Raw genomic sequence first — 19,814 nt, 5'->3', positions numbered from 1 at the left:
TGCTTCACCCTAAAAAATTCATTTCTAACCTGGATATATACTATGAATCTTATTGACCATACAGCCTGCCGCCCGTTTACCGAAGCCGGGCATTTGTCCCAGATTGCAGCCTATTATGAAGAAGGCCGTAATGTCATGTGGATGATGCTCAGGTCTTATCCACGTCCCTGTTTTAATCAGGAGCTTATTGAAGACATCATGACGCTGACCTATGCCGCAAAGGCGTCGGGGCTGCGTTTTGATTTTTGGGTCACCGGTTCTTTGGTGCCCAATATGTACAATGCGGGAGGTGATCTGAGTTTCTTTGTCGACGCCATCGTCAATAACAAGCGCGAGGCGTTGCGCGCCTACGCCCGAGCCTGTGTGGACTGTGTTCACGCTGCGGCGCGTGGATTTGATGTGGGGGCGATCAGCTTGTCGATGATTGAAGGCACGGCGCTCGGCGGCGGATTCGAAGCGGCGCTGGCGCATCATTATGTGCTGGCGCAAAACACGGCCCGGATGGGATTTCCGGAAATCGCTTTTAACCTCTTTCCGGGAATGGGCGGTTATTCGCTGGTCTCGCGCAAAGCGGGCATGAAGCTGGCGGAGGAACTGATTTCCACCGGCGAGTCTCATACGGCGGAATGGTTTGAAAGCCGCGGGCTGGTGGATGTGTTATTCCAGCCGGGTGAGGCGTTCAACGCCACGCGTACGTTTATGGATGTGCTGAGGCCAAAACTCAACGGGATCCGCGCCATGATCCGCGCACGCCAGCGCGTACTGCAACTCTCACGTTCGGAGCTGATGGATATTACGGAGGATTGGGTGGATGCAGCGTTTACGCTGGAGGAGAAAGACCTGAGTTATATGGAGCGTCTGGTCATGCTGCAAAACCGGCATACGGCATCACTGCGTAAAACCGGCTAGCAGCGGGCAGAAAGGGCCCGTCACTGGCGCTATTTCTGTTTTGCTTTAGGTTTAAAAACATTGGGTGAAGCAACCATTTTTTCTTCAAGCCAGTGCTCGAGTTCCGTTGCGGGCATTGGCCTGGCGTAAAGAAAGCCCTGTTTGCTGTCCACGCCAATCTCGTCAATTAACTTCTCTTCTTCAGCCGTTTCCACACCTTCCGCCACCACGGTCAGTTGCAGGGTTTTCGCCACAGCCACAATCGCCCGCACCAGCGCCTGCGACACCGGATTGTCATTGATCCCACGGACAAAGCTCTGGTCGAGCTTGATGCAGTCGAGGGGAATGCGTGCAAGCTGGGACAGAGAAGAATAGCCGGTACCGAAATCATCCAGATGCACCTGCGCGCCGAGTTTATGCAGCTGATTAATCATGGTGACAGCGGCGCCTTCGTCTTCCACCAGGCAGCTTTCGGTGAGTTCAAAATCGAGCAGACAACCTTTCATGCCCGCTTTTTTCATGGCGTCAGACAGCGTGGTAATAAACGAGCCATTGTTCAGCTGGCGTCCGGAAAGATTCACGGCCACGCGCAGATTCAGCCCCTTTTTCTGCCACTCAGTCGCCTGACGGGTGGCGGTTTCGATCACCCATTTGCCGATGGGCGTAATCAGGCCAGATTCTTCGGCATAAGGGATAAAACTTTGCGGCTGGATCAGGCCGCGCTCCGGCGAATTCCAGCGCAGCAGTGCCTCCACGCTTTGCACGGTGCCATAAAGTGACACTTTCGGCTGATAGTGCAAAACCAGCTGGTCTTTTTCCGCCAGTGCTTTGCGTAAATGCGTATCCAGCCACATGTATTCTGAGGCTTTTTCATTCATACCCGGCGAGAAAACGCAGTGCGCATTTTTGCCTTTTTCCTTCGCCACATACATGGCGGTATCGGCGTTTTGCAACAGCGTGTCGCCGTCAGTGCCGTGTTCCGGACAGATAGCGATGCCGCCGGAACAGCCGGTATAAACTTCGATGAGGCCGATACGAAATGGCAGACTCAGGCGGCGCAATACGCGCTGGCTGAGTGCTTCGAGTGAACTCAGTTCGGCATGGATACTGAGGATAATGAATTCATCGCCGCCGAGGCGCGCGAGCTTATCGTCAGGCGACAGGCAATCCTGTATAGCGTCGGATACCGCCCGCAACAGGTGATCGCCAAACATATGGCCGTAAGCGTCGTTAACCTTTTTGAAATTATCCAGATCCAGATAAATCAGCCCGACTTTGTTTTCGCCGCGCTCGATAAGGGCTTTAGCCAGAGATTCCTGTAACGCGTTACGGTTAGCGAAACCGGTGACCAGATCGGTGTTGGCCAGTACGCGCAGACGCTCCTGCGCTTTGCGCTCGTCCGTGATGTCGGTACCTGAGCAAATCAGATACTTTTGCTGTTTACCGCTGCCGCTGTGGACGAATTTATTGCGAAACAGGAACAGCCGCTGACCTTTAACCGTATTGATCCAGCGTTCTACTTCGTAGGATTGCTGATGCTGAAAAAAACCGTTGATGTTCTGGCGCGACGCCAGACCTTCTTCCATCGACATGAATAAATCGTAGGCGCTGCGGCCAATGACATCCTCTTCGCGCAGGCCGGTGTATTCTTCGCTTAGCCGGTTAAAACGATGGATTTTGCCTTCCTGATCGATAATCACAATCACGGAGTTGGCTTCTGAAACGACCTGTTCCGCGAAAGTCAGACCGACTTCAAGGTCATGCGCGACGGATTCAGTGTCCTGATACGCTGATGCGGTGCCGGCCCAGGCTTTACTGTCGATTTTCCGGCCCACGAGATAGAGACGTACGGGGGAGCCGAACAGGGTGATGTCCAGTGTAAAACTTGAGGTGATTCCGGTCAGTTGCCTGATTTTTCCCGCCTGCCATTGGGTCAGGGAGATAGCAACATTAACGACGCCTTTCTCTGCGGACAGCTCCAGTGCATTGCTGTCAGACCCCACTCGCCAGTATGGGCGGGGCGTACCAAAATGCAGGTACAGGATGGACGCATCTTGAGAATCGACCATGAATGTTTCTCCGCAAAGAACGCTAGACGCCGCCAGTGTGGCGACATGGCGATAGTCAGCACAGACGGAGTTTACTCTGTTCAGCACACCCGCAACGCTCCGCAATGCGCGGATACAGAGCCGGAGGGCGTAACACATTGAATTTAAGGTTAGCAACTGTCGGTTATATATCCAGTCACCGGACAGAAATTACTGCTCAGAACAGGCGGGTTCCGTTACCGGAATTCCGCCTGTGAGATAACGTGCTGACTGCATTCCGGGTCTGCTTTCAGACCAGGAACGTTATTTCAGCAGGAAGCTGGTTTTCTTCACATCCTGAGAATCTAAGCCCACGAAAACGTTGAACTTCCCGGGTTCAGAGGCCCATTTCAGCTTGTCATTGTAGAAACGTAAATCTCTTTCATTGATAGCAAATGTAACAGTTTTCTCTTCACCCGGCTGCAGGTTGATCTTCTCGAAGTTCTTCAGCTCTTTAACCGGACGACTAATAGACGCCGTGACATCCTGCAGATACATCTGAACGATAGTTGCGCCACTGACCTTACCGGTGTTTTTCACCGTCACACTGGCTGTCAGCGGATGTTTCGCATCCATGCTCGTCGATGAAAGGCTCACGTCAGACACGCTGAAACGGGTGTAGCTCAGGCCATAACCAAACGGGAACAGCGGCCCGTTGGTGATATCGAAATAACGGGTGGTGTATTTATCCGGATGCTGCGGATTAAACGGACGTCCGGTATTCAGCACGCTGTTATACAAAGGAATTTGTCCGACCGAACGCGGGAAGGTCATCGGCAGTTTACCTGACGGGTTGTAATCGCCAAACAGAACGTCCGCAATGGCGTGACCGCCTTCGGTGCCGGCGAACCAGGTTTCCAGCATGGCATCAGAGATGTCATTTTCCCACGTCAGTGTCAGAGGACGACCATTCATCAGCACAATCACCAGCGGTTTGCCGGTGGCTTTCAGCGCCTTAAGCAGGTCACGCTGGCTCTGTGGAATGCTGATATCAGAACGGCTGGAGGCTTCGTGCGCCATACCCTGTGCTTCACCGACCACGGCCACCACGACATCTGATTTCTCCGCTGTTTTCACGGCTTCGTCAATCATGTCCTGCGGTTTACGCGGATCGTTAATAACCTGCTTGTCGTAGGAATTGAGGAAATCGACCATCCCCTGATCGCTGGTGATGTTAGCACCGCGTGCATATAACAATGTGCCTTTATCACCGAGGACATCTTTCATTCCCTGCAAGACCGTCACGGCCTGAGCGGCTTTACCGGCGGCAGACCAGCTCCCCATCACATCGCGTTTGCTGTCAGCCAGCGGGCCAATCACGGCAATGGTGCCTTTTTTCTGTAACGGCAGCGTCTCGTTAGTGTTCTTCAGTAAAACGAGGGAAGTACGCGCGACTTCGCGGGCTTCGGTCCGGTGCAGACGGCTTTCGGCATTGGTGTCCGCCGGATCGCTTGACTGCGGGCCTAAATGACGGTATTCATCGACAAACAGCCCCATGTCCCATTTCGCGGCCAGAACGTCACGCACGGCACGGTCAATGTCCTGCTGACTCACCAGACCGTCGGCGAGTAATCCTTTCAGATACTTACCGTACATATTGTCGGCCATGTCCATATCGACACCGGCTTTCAGCGCCATGGCCGCAGCCTGACGATCATCTTCGGCCACGCCGTGTTTGACCAGACCGCCGATGGCGCCGTGGTCGCTCACTGTCAGGCCTTTGAACTGCCAGTCATCGCGCAGAATATCTTTCAGCAGCCAGGTATTTGAGGTCGCGGGAATGCCGTTAACACTGTTGAGCGCAACCATCACGCCACCGGCACCGGCATCGACCGCCGCTTTATACGGTGGCATGTAATCGTTGAACATGCGGGTCAGGCTCATGTCCACGGTGTTGTATTCGCGACCGCCTTCCACCGCGCCGTAAAGCGCATAGTGTTTGACGTTTGCCATGACGGCGTCGGGTGCGGAAGGGTCTTTACCCTGATAACCCGTCACCATTTCATGTGCGAGACGGGACGTCAGGTAGGTGTCTTCGCCAAAACCTTCGGAGACACGTCCCCAGCGCGGATCACGGGTAATATCGACCATTGGCGAGAAGGTCATATTCAGGCCATCCGCTGCGGTTTCCAGTGCGGAAATACGGGCGCTGGTGTTGACGGCCTGCATATCCCAGCTGGCGGCAAGGCCAAGGCTGATAGGGAAAATAGTACGCTGACCATGCACCACGTCATAGGCATAAAACGGTGGGATTTTCAGGCGGCTTTCTTTCACCTGATCCTGCATACGGCGTATATCAGGTTTGGTTACGGTATTAAACACGCCACCGACTTTACCGGCGCGGATGTCAGCCATAATGGCTTCTTTCTGATAATCCGGCCCCACAGTGACCAGATTCAGCTGACCAATCTTTTCATCAATGGTCATTTTTTTCATCAGGTCAGCAATAAACGCATTGCGCTCTTTTACCTGATCCTGAGGGATGCCCGTCGTTTCGACGGCGAGCGAAGAAGCAGAACTTACCAGTAACACTAACGCGCCAAGCACGTGATGCGTATTCATCGGAATTCCTTCAGCCATAAGCAGGGGTGCCAAACCGGTGAAAATTCAGCAGCCTGAAGCAAACAAAGCAATGATCATTCTAAGAAAAGTATGGGTGAGAATCTAATACGACCTTTCAACTATTAGCAATGAATAGTTTATTCTCCGCGCACAATATCGTTGTACATTGCGCAACAGACTGCAATTTACAGGTAATCAGAAACTCACGTACAAAAAGACCTCAGATACGCCACGCATTTTTTTAAATTTAGGATTAAATGAGATGCAGGTGGACAAATAATCAGCAAGCTGGCCTGCAAGCTCATTATCAGGGCAATAAAAAAGGCAGAACATGATGTTCTGCCTTTTTTCATCTGTTATCGGGACACGCCGTCAGCGGGTCGGATTAATAGTAATAAGACATATCGGTCGGGGTTTTGCTCATCACATCAAAGAAAACGTCTTTGGTGTTTGCCCAGAACTGCGCGACGGCGGCGGCATCATAATTCATGCCCATCAGGCTCATTACGAAGAAACAGGTCACGGTCAGGCCCAGACCGCTGCAAACGAAGGCCATGGTATTGCGGCTGGACTGGCGGCAAACAATATTGAGCTGGCTGGTGCAGAACATCAAAAAGGCGCTCAGCAATTCCCAGCGCATCATGACAATCCCGGCAGTTAACGTACCCATCGATAAAATCCTTACTCACTACAGCCGCTTACGCAAAGCCAAAATCAGCCGCAAGGCTGTGACAACAGGTTGGCAGCGGGCTTATCTGAAGAAATGGTGAATTACAATAGTGTGACGACGGTCACATTATATCACCGGATTTTAATTTTGAGCAAAATATGTTCGCTAATGAAAAATAGGCATAACACATCAACTTATTTTGATGATGTGTTATGAAAAGGGGTGTACTGAAAGAGAAAGGGCGCGGCGATTTACGTGTAACTTCAGTGGCAGATCACGCGCCGTAGCCCATAACCTGCAACAAATGCTGTGCCTGCTGAACGGCTTCCTGACGGTGTGCCACGCCCAGTTTCTGGTACAAATTGCGGATATGCGTTTTGATGGTGGTGGACGCGACATCGAGTTCACCGGCGATCTGATCATTGCTGTAACCGGAGTAAATCAGCCCGAGAACCTGCCATTCGCGCTGGGTCAGCGGACTGGTGCGGATCAGTTCCGGCACCTGCGGATGGGTCAGCAGTTTGTTAACAAACCCTTCGTCGAAGTGCGCGAACTTATGACGATGGTGCTGGTTAATTTCACGCAAAATCTGCTGAGCACGGCGCTGTTCCAGTTCCGGCAGCAGATTGAGTTGCAGCAACTGACGCAACTGCTGCGCCATCATTTCCCCTTCGATGACGAAATGACTGACAAAACCCGTACGGTTCGCCAGGCCCAGCGCTTCGATCAATACCCGCTGCGCATCATTTTTACGGCCGGTATGCCAGTAAAGCAGATTGCTGAGCAACAGATTGCGGTTGAGATCGCTGGTCAGACGCAACTGACGGGCATTCTGATTCAGCTCATCGAGCACCACCTCGGCTTCCTCAAACTGTTCCAGCAAAATCTGCACGCGGGCAATATTACGCCACTGGCCTTGCTGGAAATGATTGTCGGCCATATCAGGTTTACGCGCCTGTTGCAGCCACTGGCGGGCAGCGGCTTTATCGCCGATCATTTGCCAGTAAATCACCCGCGGCTTATCGGTATTGGTCAGCCAGTCGATATGATACTGACCGGTTTTAAGCAGCGTTTCGCAGCGCTGTAAATGATGATGCGCGTTGTCGAGCTGACCGCGGGCCAGAGAACATTTCGCCAGCATCGCCAGACACTGCAACTGCTGCTGTGGCTGGAAGTTGGTCAGCACGTCGAGCCCCTGACGGGCGGCGTCTTCGGCATCATCGAGCCGCGACCACGACCATAACAATTGCGAACGCAGACGCAGTAAAAACTCGTGCATCGGCAGCTGTTCCAGATGCTGTTCACGCACCAGTTCAAAGGCGCGATCCTGCATCTCAAACGCAGCCTGCAAAAAGCCCTGAGCAATCAGAATTTCACTCTGTTGCAGCAATGCCCATAACGCGTAGTGATAGGCTTCATAGCGGCGCGCAATCTGTTCGGTTTGCTGCATCAGCGGCAGTGCGCGGGTCAGATCGCCTTTGCAGTGCTGGATTTCACCGGTGACCGAGGTCGCCACAATGCGGCTGTAATAACTTTCATACGGCAGATAACGCAGGGCGTCGGCGGCCAGTTTTTCCGCCTCATCCTGACGGCCATCGTTGATCGCCACCTGTGCACGCAGGGCATCAAATTCTGCCGCCAGTTCCTGTTCCATCACGATATTTCGCTGCTTCATTTCACTTTCGGCACGCACCAGCAACGTTTCCACTTCGGCATAACGGTGCTGACTTTGCGCCAGCCACGCCTGCAACAGCACCAGTTTAGGATTCTGGATCAGGCGGTCATACGGCAGGGCGGCCAGACATTCTTCCAGCAACGCCAGTTCGCTCTGATTGAACAGCGCCCAGGCATGTTGCAGCAAAATATCGCGCAGCATATTGATGTCTTCCGCACCCAGCGCATGGTGGATAGCTTCGGCGGGGAAGCCCTGAGCCAGCCAGCCTTCGGCGGCGGCACGGTGAATCGCCGGCAGTTCCGTCGACAGTTCCCACTGGCAGCGCTGGCGCAGGAAAGTGGCAAACAGCGGATGGAAGTTAAACCATTCGCCGGTGTCATCCATGCGGTGAATGAAAAGCCCCTGACGTTCCAGTTCTTCCAGGCGCTGCTGGCCGTTTTCGCTGCCGGTCAGACGCACAATCAGCGCATCGTTCATTGACCGCAGCAGCGAGCAGCGCAGCAAAAAGTCCCGCGTCGGGGCATCCACGCGATTCAGCACTTCATCCACCAGATATTCTGAAAGATGGCTGGCATTCAGACCGGCCAGTTTGCGGGCGGACTGCTGTGTAGACTGCTGCGACGAGGTTGAGGACTGACGTGCGGATAACGCGATCAGCTGAAGGGCCGTTGCCCAGCCGGCCACTTCGTCGCACAGACGGCCACTGTCAGCCTGATCGATCGGGTCTTTCAGCCGGTTGTCGAAAAATTGTTGTGTTTCCGGGTGCGTAAAGGCCAGATGCGTGGCGTTGAGTTCCAGCAACTGATCGCGGACACGCATATTGGCGATACCCAGCGGTGGCAGGGTGCGCGAAAGGACCACCAGCGACAGATTTTCCGGCTGATGACGCAGGAAAAAACGCATCCCTTCATGGATGGCGTCGTTAGAAATCAGGTGATAATCGTCGATAACCAGCAGCAGCGGGCGGTGCCAGTCAGAAAGCTCAACAAACAGCTGAGCAAACAGCGCCGATAAACTGGCGTACTGGTGTTTCTGACTCAGCGCTTCGCTTTTGACGCAATGACCGCCGCAGGCCTGTTGTACCGCAGCAATCAGATAGCTGGCAAAACGCTCCGCCTGGTTGTCACTTTCATCCAGCGAATACCAGCCGAGATCGCTTTTGCCCGCCGCCCAATGTGCGACCAGTGTCGTTTTCCCATAGCCTGCCGGACTGGCAACCAGGGTCAGACGATAATTTGGCGCAGTCGAGAGCTTCGTCAGCAGACGATCGCGAACCACTGTATTTTGCTGCCGCACCGGGCGGCTCAATTTCGACGGGATCAGCATTTTTTTCGATTCTTTTGACGGTAGTCAGGAGGCGTAATAATTATTTCGCAGCGTGTAATTAATCACTTTTTCTAAAGTCCTCCTTTGAAACATTGATTGCAAGAATGTTACGTTTTTACATGCCGTTAAGTTGCTCTGCATCACACTTCTAAATACAAATTTTCAGCGCTTCCCCCTGATCCCCCGTCTCCTCCGGCTACGCCCCGTTTCTCCTCCCTGCCTAATCTTTGGCAGGATGATGCTGCTCACAGGCACAAGCGTCAGCATAGTGATAATCAACATCAGACTTCCCTACAAATTCCCGGATAAAGAGGCATGTGATGCAGGTGACTTTGGATAAGACGCAGTTTTTAGCCGCGCTAAAACGCCAGTGGCAGGGATTCGGTTTGCAACAGGCAAAGGATATGACACCGCATCAGTGGTGGCAGGCCACCAGTGCCGCGCTGTCCGAACAACTGAGTGCGCAGCCCGCGCCAAAAGCGACGAAACAGCCCCAGCGGCACGTAAACTATATTTCGATGGAATTTCTGATCGGGCGCCTGACCGCGAATAACCTGATTAATCTCGGCTGGTACGAAACCGTCAACCAGGCGCTGAAAGAGCAAGGCGTGGCGCTGGCCGATGTGCTTGAGCAGGAAACCGATCCGGCGCTGGGTAATGGCGGATTAGGACGTCTGGCGGCCTGTTTCCTCGATTCAATGGCGACGGTGGGACAACCGGCGACCGGCTATGGCCTGAATTATCAGTACGGTCTGTTCCGTCAGTCGTTCAGCGAAGGCAAGCAGCAGGAAGCGCCGGATAACTGGCATCGCGAAAGCTATCCGTGGTTCAGCCACAACAGCTCGCTGTCCGTTGACGTGGCGTTTGGCGGCAAACTGACGAAGAGCGAGAATGGCGAAGAACAATGGCATCCGGCGTTCACCCTGCGCGGTGAAGCCTGGGATTTACCGGTGGTCGGCTATAAAAATGGCGTTACCCAGCCGCTGCGCTTGTGGCAGGCAACCGATGTGCATCCGTTCGATCTGACCCTGTTCAACGACGGGGAATTCCTCAGGGCCGAGCAAAAAGGCATTGATGCAGCGAAGCTCACCAAAGTGCTCTATCCAAATGACAACCACGACGCCGGTAAACGCCTGCGCCTGATGCAGCAGTATTTCCAGTGCGCCTGCTCGGTAGGCGATATCCTGCGTCGCCATCATTTCCTCGGTCGAAAAATTGAGGACTTACCGAAATACGAAGTCATCCAGCTCAACGACACGCACCCGACCATTGCCATTCCTGAACTGCTGCGTATTTTGCTCGACGAGCATCAGCTGGACTGGGACGCTGCCTGGGCAATCACCAGCCAGACCTTTGCGTATACCAACCACACGCTGATGCCTGAAGCGCTGGAATGCTGGGACGAAAAACTGGTACGCAGCCTGTTGCCGCGCCACTTCTCGCTGATCAAAGCCATTAACGCCCGCTTCAAAAAAGTGGTCGAAAAGCAGTGGCCGGGCGATAAAGCCGTCTGGGAAAAACTGTCAGTTCACCAGAACAAACAAGTCCGCATGGCGAATCTGTGCGTGGTCAGCGGTTTTGCGGTGAACGGCGTGGCGGCGTTGCACTCCGAGCTGGTGGTGAAAGATCTGTTCCCGGAATATCACCAGTTGTGGCCGAACAAATTCCATAATGTGACCAACGGCATTACGCCGCGTCGCTGGCTGAAACAATGTAATCCGGCACTGTCTGCACTGATTGACGACACGCTGAAAACCGAATGGGTTAACGATCTGGATGCCCTCAAAGGGCTGGAAAGTTTCGCCGACGATAAAAAATTCCGTCAGCGTTATCAGGCGATTAAGCGCGAGAATAAAATCAAGCTGGCGCACTATGTGAAAAACGTCATGGGGCTGACGCTCAATCCTGACGCGATTTTCGATGTGCAGATCAAACGCCTGCACGAATACAAACGTCAGCATCTCAACCTGCTGCACATTCTGTCACTTTACCGTCAGCTGCGTGATAACCCGGACATGGACATGGTGCCGCGCGTATTCCTGTTCGGCGCGAAAGCGGCACCGGGCTATTACCTGGCGAAAAACATTATCTACGCCATCAATAAAGTGGCAGAGAAAATCAATAACGATCCGCTGGTGCGTGATCGCATTAAAGTGGTGTTTATTCCGGATTACCGTGTTTCTGTCGCTGAAGTGATGATCCCGGCCGCAGACGTTTCCGAGCAGATTTCAACCGCCGGGAAAGAAGCCTCAGGTACCGGCAACATGAAGCTGGCGCTGAATGGTGCGCTGACCGTTGGCACGCTCGATGGCGCAAACGTCGAAATTGCCGAAGAAGTCGGCGAGGACAATATTTTCATCTTCGGGAACACCGTTGATCAGGTCAAAGCGTTGCAGGCCAAAGGCTACGATCCGCTGAAGATCCGCAAGAAAGACAAGCACCTGGATAAGATCCTTAAAGAGCTGGAAAACGGCTTCTTCAGCGATGGCGATAAACAGGCGTTCAGCCTGATGCTCGACAGTTTGCTGGGTGGCGGCGATCCTTATCTGGTGCTGGCTGACTTTGCCGATTATTGCGCCGCACAGCAAAAAGTTGATCTGCTGTATCGCGACCAGGAAGACTGGACGCGCAAAACCATTCTCAATACTGCACGTGTTGGGATGTTCAGTTCCGACCGCTCGATCCGCGATTACCAGCAGCGGATCTGGCAGGCGAAACGTTAAGGAGCCCGCATGGAGAACAAAGCACTGGAGCAGGCCGCCAGGGAGGCGGGTATTTCCTCTGGTTTTATTAACGCGCACGGTAAGCAGCAGGCGATCGCGCCACAAACCAAGCGTGAACTGTTAGCCGCAATGGGCTGGGTGGCTGAACGCCACCCGGTTGTTACGCCGGTTCCTGCGGTGAAAGTGTTCGTTTCCGGCAGCCGTCTGGCATTGCCGGTCGGTGGTGAAGGCGAATATGCCTGGACACTCAAACTGGAAAGCGGTGCAACCCAGCAAGGGCGCATCAGCGGCAAAATGACCCTGGCGCTGCCGGGCAAAATCCCTGCCGGTTATCACCAGCTGACGCTGACACAGGATGCGCAGCAGTGGGATTGCCGGGTGATTGTCGCCCCGAAACGCTGCTATGAGCCTGATGCACTGCTGGCCGGTAAAAAACTGTGGGGCGCGTGCGTGCAACTTTATACGCTGCGCTCGGAAAATAACTGGGGGATTGGCGATTTCGGCGATCTCCGGTTGTTGCTGAAAAAGGTCGCTGAGCGCGGCGGTGCGTTTGTCGGGCTTAATCCTATCCACGCGCTGTATCCAGCCAATCCGGTAGCCGCCAGCCCTTACAGTCCGTCGTCCCGCCGCTGGCTGAACGTGATTTATATCGACGTCAGTGCCGTGGACGATTTCAGACTGAGCGAGGCCGCACAACAGTGGTGGAGTCTGCCGCTGACGCAGCAACGGTTACAGGCCGTACGTGCCAACGACTGGGTGGATTATGGCGAAGTGATGCCGTTGAAACTCGAAGGTTTACGCCTGGCCTATACACAATTCCTCAGGCGTAAAGCGCAGGATCCGCAGGTAAAATCGCTGGCCGCTTTCGTGAAGCAGGGCGGGGAAAGCTTGTATCTGCAGGCGGCGTTTGACGCGTTATACGAGCATCTGGCAAAAGAGACGGATGTTGCGCTCGGCTGGAACCGCTGGCCGGCGCAATATCATGATGCCCGTGGCCCGGCCGTACGCGCCTTCTGCGAGCAACATGCACAGGATGTGGAGTTTTACCTCTGGTTGCAATGGCTGGCAGAAACGCAATTTTCGCAATGCTATGAGGTCAGCCAGCAGGGCGAAATGCCAATCGGTTTATACCGTGATCTGGCCGTCGGTGTGGTGGAAGGTGGATCGGAAACCTGGGGCGATGGCGAATTGTACTGCCTGAAAGCCTCGGTCGGCGCACCGCCGGATATCCTCGGGCCGCTCGGTCAGAACTGGGATCTGCGCCCGATGGATCCGCATGTGATGGTGAAACGCGGCTATCAGCCGTTTATCGATCTGCTGCGTTCCAACATGACCAGCTGTGGTGCGCTGCGTATTGATCACGTCATGACGTTATTGCGTTTATGGTGGATCCCGGCGGGAGAAACGGCGGATAAAGGGGCGTATGTGCAGTATCCGGTAGACGATCTTCTGGCTATTCTGGCGCTGGAAAGTCAGCGTCATCACTGCATGGTGATTGGTGAGGATCTGGGTACGGTTCCGGTGGAGATCGTCAGCAAGCTGCGCGAGGGCGGGGTGTACTCCTACAAAGTGCTGTATTTTGAGCGTGATGAGGAAAATAACTTCCGTGCGCCGCAGTCGTATCCGGTTCAGGCGATGGCGACGATTACCACGCATGATCTGCCAACGTTGCGCGGATACTGGCAAAGTGACGATCTGGCGCTGGGTAAATCGCTGGGATTATATCGCGATGAAGACGTCCTGCAGGAGCTGTACGCCGACCGCGCCCGTGCGCGTCAGGGGCTGCTTGACGGCTTACATCATTACGACTGTATCCCGAAGAAAACCGGACGCAAAGCGGCACTCATGGAGATGACGCCGGTGCTTAACCGTGGTCTGCAACGCTACGTCGCTGACAGCGCCTGTGCTTTGCTCGGCCTGCAACCGGAAGACTGGCTCGACATGGACGCGCCGGTCAATGTCCCCGGTACCAGCGACGAATACCCGAACTGGCGCCGTAAACTGTCCACCTCCCTCGAAGAGATGTTCGCCGACGAGCAGGTGAATAAGCTGATTAAAGACCTCGATAAACGCCGCCGGAAAGTGTCGGTGAGCTGAGGTTTAAAAAAGAAGTGAAAAGGGAGTGCTGCCGTGAGGGAGTGCTCCCTTTGTTCAAAACGCTGCATTATTCCTGTTCGAGTGAGAACGGGTTCAGAAATTGTCTTCCCCAAAGAAGATTGCGATCAACCTCGTTAAGCTCAGCCTCATCACATACTGAGGTCCAGTTATCTTCTATCACACTGATCTGATGCTCAAAAATGTCCCGTGCTTCGTTTTCTGCCAGTAAGAATGAATGAGCGGCACTCAGGCAGGTTTTGAGACGACTGAGATTATTATCTCCTGAAATCAACATGGCCTGAGAGGCTTCATTACCAGCTCTTCCTTGCGGGCAAATATCGTAAGCCGGTGTCAGGCTTAATGTTTTGCCATCCCAGAATGCCGCATGGTTCCGGGCATGATCATCGGTATTGCCACAAAGAATGTTAAAAACGAGTCGTGAAAACAATTCTTTAGTGCTTTTTTTGGGTTCAGAGAAACGATGCCTGATGATACCTGCAAATTCTTCGTAACTGGCATAGCGCGCCATCATGTCATCAAGACCAAATAAAGTCAGGGCAGATATCATGCATTTCCTGGACCAGCCATTTTCTTTTTTCAGCCGGTCAAAGCGTTGAATAAGCAATACGTCTTTATTCGCGGCACGAGCCATTTTGACGGGTGCGACGCTGAGCCCGGCGAGGGACGCAAGCCGCATCGCGATAAATTCTGCTTTTACCACGCTGTAGAGATCGGTGGTTGAGGAAAATTTTGCCACATACTTACAACCCTGATCCTCTATCAATGCCTTAGGTCGTGCGCCGCCGATCGAGCTGCCATGAAAAAGTGCCTGATCGAGTTCAGGGGTGAGCGCGATCCCTTTTTCAACGCGTTCTGCCGATTGAAGCAGTTCTTCCAGACTGACATTACTGGCTGAACGTGAAACGTATTCCGTCGCTGATCGCTGGAAATCCAAAGCGCCGATGCGGTCTGAGCCAGACTCCAGTAAATACGTCAGTTCATCTAACATTGCGGTATCTGTCGATGCGCCTTTTTGCCCGAGCTTTCTGTTAATGATTACCCGACGCCCCCAGGCGTCTGGTGCGGCGTCGCGCAGGCATCCGTAGAAATTGAGCCCCTTCTTTACGGGCAACAGCCCCGGCTGTAAAGGCAATTCAGGTTCGTAAATCGAAATGGCAGCCCGCTTGTCATTGCGACGTTCGAGATAGCTTTTACCGTAATTAAATTCGATATCTTTGCCGTCAGACACTATTTTTCCCGCAACAATGGGGCGTGTTTCTTCCGGAAGCCAAATCCAGACAAAAGCCTCAGTGTCCTTACGCTTAGAAGTCATCGTCTATTTCCTTATGTGCTTTACGAACCGATTTCGGCATCAGTGCCAGTTTGTCTTCTGTTTGTCTGAGATGGCGCGAAACTGAATTTTCGTCCGCATCGAATAATCTGACGCCGACAATAACAGCCACTTCAAAGACTGCCCCTATTTCACATTTGAGATCGCCTTTCTCAATGCGCTGCACTAACCCTCTGGAAACGCCGGCGCGTTCTGCCACTTCCTGAACGGTCAGTTTATTCTCCAGACGTGCAGTTCGAATTAATCCGCTGAGCAATGATGCTGCTTCACGGGTGTATCGGGAATAGGTACGCACTCTTGGATTCGCCATCGTATGTCTATGCTCATTATGAAATTCATCGAAAATTTGACTACATTTCATCCAGTGAAATGCTAGGCTCGTGACTTAAATCTGTCAATTAAAATGATCTTTATATGAATCATAATAGCGCATTATGATTCATATAAAGATCATTAATCGTCACTTTTACGTATTCCATTACACAAAAAAAGGCGGCTTATTCAGCCGCCCAAGACACAGGGAATTAATCAAGTACTACAAAGCGCATTAGCCTTACATTTAACCTTTCACACCGCCTGCCGTTAAGCCGCCGACCAGCCAGCGTTGAGCAATCAGGAAAACTGCCGTAATAGGGATAGCGGACAGTATGGCTGCCGCCGCGAAATCACCCCACAGGTAGTTTTGCGGGTTCAGATATTGCTGCATCCCGACCGCCAGGGTGTAGCTGTTCACGTCACGCAGCAGTAAAGATGCCACGGGTACTTCGGTGATGGCCGCGATAAACGACAGAATGAACACAACCGCCAGAATCGGTACTGACAGCGGCAGCAGTACCAGACGGAAAGCCTGCCACGGGGTGGCGCCATCCAGTGCGGCGGCTTCTTCCAGCGAGCCGTCGATGGTTTCGAAATAGCCTTTGATGGTCCAGACGTGCAGGGCGATGCCGCCCATATACGCGAAGATCACGCCGCCATGAGTGTTCAGCCCGAGGAACGGCACGTACATGCCGAGGCGGTCAAACAGGGCGTATAACGCCACCAGCGACAGCACCGCCGGGAACATCTGGAAGATCAGCATCCCTTTGAGCAGCGAACTTTTACCGCGGAATTTCATGCGGGCAAAGGCGTAGGCGCAGGTGGTGGAAAGGGCGACGATGCCGACGGCGGTGATCCCGGCGATCTTGATCGAGTTCCATAACCACAACATCACCGGGAATGGCGGCGGCGTAATACTGCCGTCGCTGTTGGTGACCGCAATGCCGAGTGCCAGTTTCCAGTGATCCCACGATACCTGATCGGGGATCAGACTGCCGGTGGCGAAGTTACCCGGACGCAGCGAGATGGCAAACACCATCAGCAGCGGGAACAGGATCAGCGCCAGAAAACACAGCAGTAAAAGATGCGTCACCAGCAATCTGACTTTCTGCGACTTAGGTTTAACCATGGGCATTGTCTGTTTCTCCTTAGTCGAATTTCATGCGTGAGGCTTTCAGGTTCACGACAGCCAGTGCACCGACCAGCAGGAAGATCAGCGTGGCAATGGCTGCCGCCAGCCCGAAGTCCTGCCCGCCGCCGCCTTCAAAGGCGATGCGATAGGTGTAGCTGACCAGCAAATCGGTATGACCGGCAGGCGTGGTGGTGCCGAGCATGTCCGGCCCGCCGTTAGTCAGTAACTGGATCAGCACGAAGTTATTAAAGTTAAAGGCAAAGCTGGCGATCATCAGCGGCGTCAGCGGTTTAATGAGCAAAGGCAGCGTGATGCGGAAGAAGTTCTGCATCGGCGTAGCGCCGTCCATTGCCGAAGCTTCATAAAGATCGTCAGGAATGGCTTTCAGCAGGCCCATACACAGGATCATCATGTACGGATAACCGAGCCAGGTGTTGACGATAATGATCATGCTTTTGGCGGTCCACGGATCGCTGAACCATGCCGGTTTTATGCCAAACAACGCGCTGAGCATCAGGTTGATTTCACCGAAGCTCTGGTTGAATAACCCTTTGAAAATCAGAATCGAAATAAAGGCCGGCACCGCATAAGGCAGGATCAGCAGGATGCGGTAAGCGGCTTTGCCTTTCAGCTCTTCCCACTGTACGACGCAGGCCAGCACCATGCCGACGGCGACGGTCAGGATCACGGTCAGCAGGGCAAAAACAACGGTCCAGACGAAAATCGACAGAAAGGGTTTCTGGATCCCTTCGTCATGCAATACGCGCAGGAAGTTGCCCCAGCCGATGCCGACGGTAAAGCCCGGGCTGAGTTGTTCGGCCTGCCATTCGCCCTGAGCATTCACTGCCTGATAGAAGCCGGTGTTCATGTTCGGACGGTAAATTGTGCCGGTTTCTACGTTAGTCAGCTGTTTTTCATCCTCGCCCAGTTTATACAGCGACTGGGTGCCGGAGAACTGGCGCAGTGAACTCATGCGCAGCGTTTCGCCGTCGGGTAATTTTGCCGAGAGCTGACCCAGCGCCGCACGGTTTTGTGTCACCACGCGCAGCCCGGCTTTTTCAGCGGAAGGGGCCGTCTGCGGGAGCATCTCCAGCGTTTGTGGCGTGGAAGCGTTAAAGGCAAAAGGTGGCGAAACCAGCGTTTCGCTGTTATCCGCAGACGTCAGTGCCAGCTGCCATTTATCACCGGCAGACTTTTCACCTGCAGGGAATAGTGCAAAATTGAGAGCCTTTCCGCCCTGGAATTCACGGTCCATCAGCACCGACTGCGCACGCTCGAAAGTCAGCTGGTTAGTGCTGCTGTAATTCGTGAAGGCAATCGCGATGGTGCAGACCAGCGGGAACAGCACAAATAACGACATCCCGGCGAGGCCAGGATAGACATAGCGCCACGAATAGGCGCGGCGGTTGCCGTAAATGTATAAACCGACACTGGAGAGGATCAGGGTCAGAACGGCAAAAAGGGTTTCGCCCTGCGCATACATCAGCACGATCAGATAACCGGTAAAGCAGGCGAGCAGGGCGATGATCAGCCATTTGAACGCATTGCTGAACGGCCGTTTTTTGGCTCTTGGCATAAGGACAATCCTTGTGGTGGCGGTGCGGAACGCGTAAGCCCCGCACCGTTCATTGAGCTAGTGCTTCGGCATTACTTGGTAATGCGTGTTTCTACGTCTTTCAGTGCTTGCGGAACAGTCTGGCGGCCATTCACCGCATTGATGATGGCGCTGCGTTCTGCATACCAGAAGGCGCTCATCTGCGGGATGTTAGGCATGATTTCGCCGTTTTTGGAGTTAGCCATGGTGGCGGCGATGCGCGGATCTTTCTCCAGTTGTTCCTGATACGTTTTCAGTGCCACGGCACCTAACGGTTTATCTTTGTTCACCACCGCCAGACCTTCGTCGGTGATCAGATAGTTTTCCAGGAACTCTTTCGCCAGTTCTTTGTTCGGGCTGGCGGCGTTGATACCGGCAGTCAGCACGCCGACGAACGGTTTAGACGGTTTGCCGTGGAAGGTTGGCAGCAGCGTCACGCCGTAGTTGATTTTGCTCTTGTCGAGGTTTGACCAGGCCCACGGACCGTCGATAGTCATCGCGGTCTGGCCTTTGTTAAAGGCGGCTTCGGCGATGGAATAATCGGTGTCAGCGTTGATGTGTTTGTTTTTCACCAGGTCGATGATGAATTGCAGGCCCGCCTGAGAACCCGCGTTATTCACGCCGGTGTCTTTGATGTTGTATTTGCCGTTTTCATACTTGAAGGCATAACCGCCGTCAGCGGCAATGATTGGCCAGGTGAAGTACGGTTCCTGCAAGTTCCACATGATGGCGCTCTTGCCTTTGGCGCGCAGCTCTTTGTCCAGTGCCGGGATTTCTTCCCAGGTTTTTGGCGCTTCTTTAATGATGTCTTTATTGTAAATCAGTGACAGCGCTTCAACCGCAACCGGATAGCCGATCAGCTTGCCGTTGAAGGTCACTGCGTCCCAGGTGAACGGGAACAGTTTGTCTTTGAAAGCTTTATCCGGGCTGATTTCAGCCAGCAGGCCGGATTGTGCGTAACCGCCAAAACGGTCGTGCGCCCAGAAGATAATGTCAGGGCCGTCGCCGGTGGCCGCCACTTGCGGGTATTTTTCTTCCAGCTTGTCCGGATGTTCTACCGTGACTTTAATGCCGGTGTCTTTCTCAAACTTCTTACCGACTTCTGCCAGACCGTTATAGCCTTTGTCACCGTTGATCCAGATGACCAGCTTTCCTTCTTCTATTTTGGCAAACGCGGAAGATGACAGCACCAGCGTAGCCAGCGCTGAGAGTGCCAGTGTTTGTTTAACAATCTTTTTAATGCTGAGAGTCATAATCCAATCCTTTTTATTTCCTGTGAGGAGTCGGTTTTCTGTCGTCTGAGACGGGAAAAGACAGGGTACGACGCCAGTGTGGATTCAACCCGACAAGGCTTCATCATCCCCCCCTCTACGCCCCCGCCTCTCAGAATGTGA

Annotated in this window: 12 protein-coding genes; 3 read left to right on the top strand and 9 right to left on the bottom strand. The window is 53.5% G+C overall.

Annotation, left to right across the window (positions count from 1 at the left end):
* The first annotated feature begins 42 nt into the window (after positions 1–42).
* The gene (locus J1778_RS13370) at positions 43–909 is read left to right on the top strand and encodes a crotonase/enoyl-CoA hydratase family protein (RefSeq protein ID WP_217173588.1); all 867 of its coding nucleotides are present in this window, start codon (positions 43–45) and stop codon (positions 907–909) included.
* A 29-nt stretch (positions 910–938) separates the two neighbouring features.
* Here J1778_RS13370 and pdeR read toward each other — a convergent pair whose 3' ends face one another.
* The 4 genes from pdeR to malT all read right to left on the bottom strand — a co-directional run bounded on the left by pdeR (position 939) and on the right by malT (position 9,208).
* Entirely contained in the window at positions 939–2,957 is a 2,019-nt protein-coding gene (gene pdeR, locus J1778_RS13365) for a cyclic di-GMP phosphodiesterase (RefSeq protein WP_217173587.1), read from the bottom strand.
* Positions 2,958–3,239: 282 nt separating this feature from the next.
* On the bottom strand, positions 3,240–5,537 hold the full coding sequence (gene bglX / locus J1778_RS13360; RefSeq protein ID WP_217173586.1) for a beta-glucosidase BglX: 2,298 nt from the start codon (positions 5,535–5,537) through the stop codon (positions 3,240–3,242).
* A gap of 385 nt (positions 5,538–5,922) precedes the next feature.
* Entirely contained in the window at positions 5,923–6,207 is a 285-nt protein-coding gene (locus J1778_RS13355) for a YjcB family protein (RefSeq protein ID WP_112286748.1), read from the bottom strand.
* A gap of 274 nt (positions 6,208–6,481) precedes the next feature.
* Positions 6,482–9,208 carry an HTH-type transcriptional regulator MalT gene (malT, locus tag J1778_RS13350; protein WP_217173585.1) on the bottom strand — a complete coding sequence of 909 codons (2,727 nt, stop codon included), beginning with the start codon at positions 9,206–9,208 and terminating at the stop codon, positions 6,482–6,484.
* 320 nt (positions 9,209–9,528) lie between these two features.
* On the opposite strand from malT, the gene malP reads away from it, so the two are divergent.
* Together malP and malQ are read left to right on the top strand one after the other, a co-directional pair.
* Positions 9,529–11,931 carry a maltodextrin phosphorylase gene (gene malP / locus J1778_RS13345; RefSeq protein ID WP_217173584.1) on the top strand — a complete coding sequence of 801 codons (2,403 nt, stop codon included), beginning with the start codon at positions 9,529–9,531 and terminating at the stop codon, positions 11,929–11,931.
* Positions 11,932–11,940: 9 nt separating this feature from the next.
* A complete protein-coding gene (gene malQ, locus J1778_RS13340; protein ID WP_217173583.1) occupies positions 11,941–14,028 on the top strand; it encodes a 4-alpha-glucanotransferase in 2,088 nt (695 codons plus the stop codon).
* A 67-nt stretch (positions 14,029–14,095) separates the two neighbouring features.
* On the opposite strand, the gene J1778_RS13335 is transcribed toward malQ, so the two are convergent.
* From J1778_RS13335 to malE, 5 genes are all read right to left on the bottom strand, one after another.
* Positions 14,096–15,361, bottom strand: a complete 1,266-nt coding sequence (locus tag J1778_RS13335; RefSeq protein ID WP_217173582.1) for a type II toxin-antitoxin system HipA family toxin — start codon at positions 15,359–15,361, stop codon at positions 14,096–14,098.
* Positions 15,351–15,689: a helix-turn-helix transcriptional regulator gene (locus J1778_RS13330; RefSeq protein ID WP_129639299.1), complete on the bottom strand. Its 339-nt coding sequence runs from the start codon at positions 15,687–15,689 to the stop codon at positions 15,351–15,353. The genes J1778_RS13335 and J1778_RS13330 overlap by 11 nt, the downstream gene beginning before the upstream one ends.
* Before the next feature lie 249 nt (positions 15,690–15,938).
* Positions 15,939–16,829 carry a maltose ABC transporter permease MalG gene (gene malG / locus J1778_RS13325; RefSeq protein WP_112286742.1) on the bottom strand — a complete coding sequence of 297 codons (891 nt, stop codon included), beginning with the start codon at positions 16,827–16,829 and terminating at the stop codon, positions 15,939–15,941.
* A gap of 13 nt (positions 16,830–16,842) precedes the next feature.
* Positions 16,843–18,402, bottom strand: a complete 1,560-nt coding sequence (malF, locus tag J1778_RS13320; RefSeq protein ID WP_217173581.1) for a maltose ABC transporter permease MalF — start codon at positions 18,400–18,402, stop codon at positions 16,843–16,845.
* Between the two features lie 71 nt (positions 18,403–18,473).
* Positions 18,474–19,673 (bottom strand): maltose/maltodextrin ABC transporter substrate-binding protein MalE, encoded by a 1,200-nt coding sequence (gene malE, locus J1778_RS13315; protein WP_217173580.1) that lies wholly within the window; start codon positions 19,671–19,673, stop codon positions 18,474–18,476.
* Positions 19,674–19,814 lie beyond the last annotated feature (141 nt).

The sequence above is a fragment of the Rahnella bonaserana genome (genome assembly GCF_019049675.1).
In the GTDB taxonomy this organism is placed as follows: Bacteria; Pseudomonadota; Gammaproteobacteria; order Enterobacterales; family Enterobacteriaceae; genus Rahnella; species Rahnella bonaserana.
The sequence above is the reverse complement of the archived record's forward strand: the minus strand, read 5'-3'. Positions and strand labels throughout refer to the sequence as shown.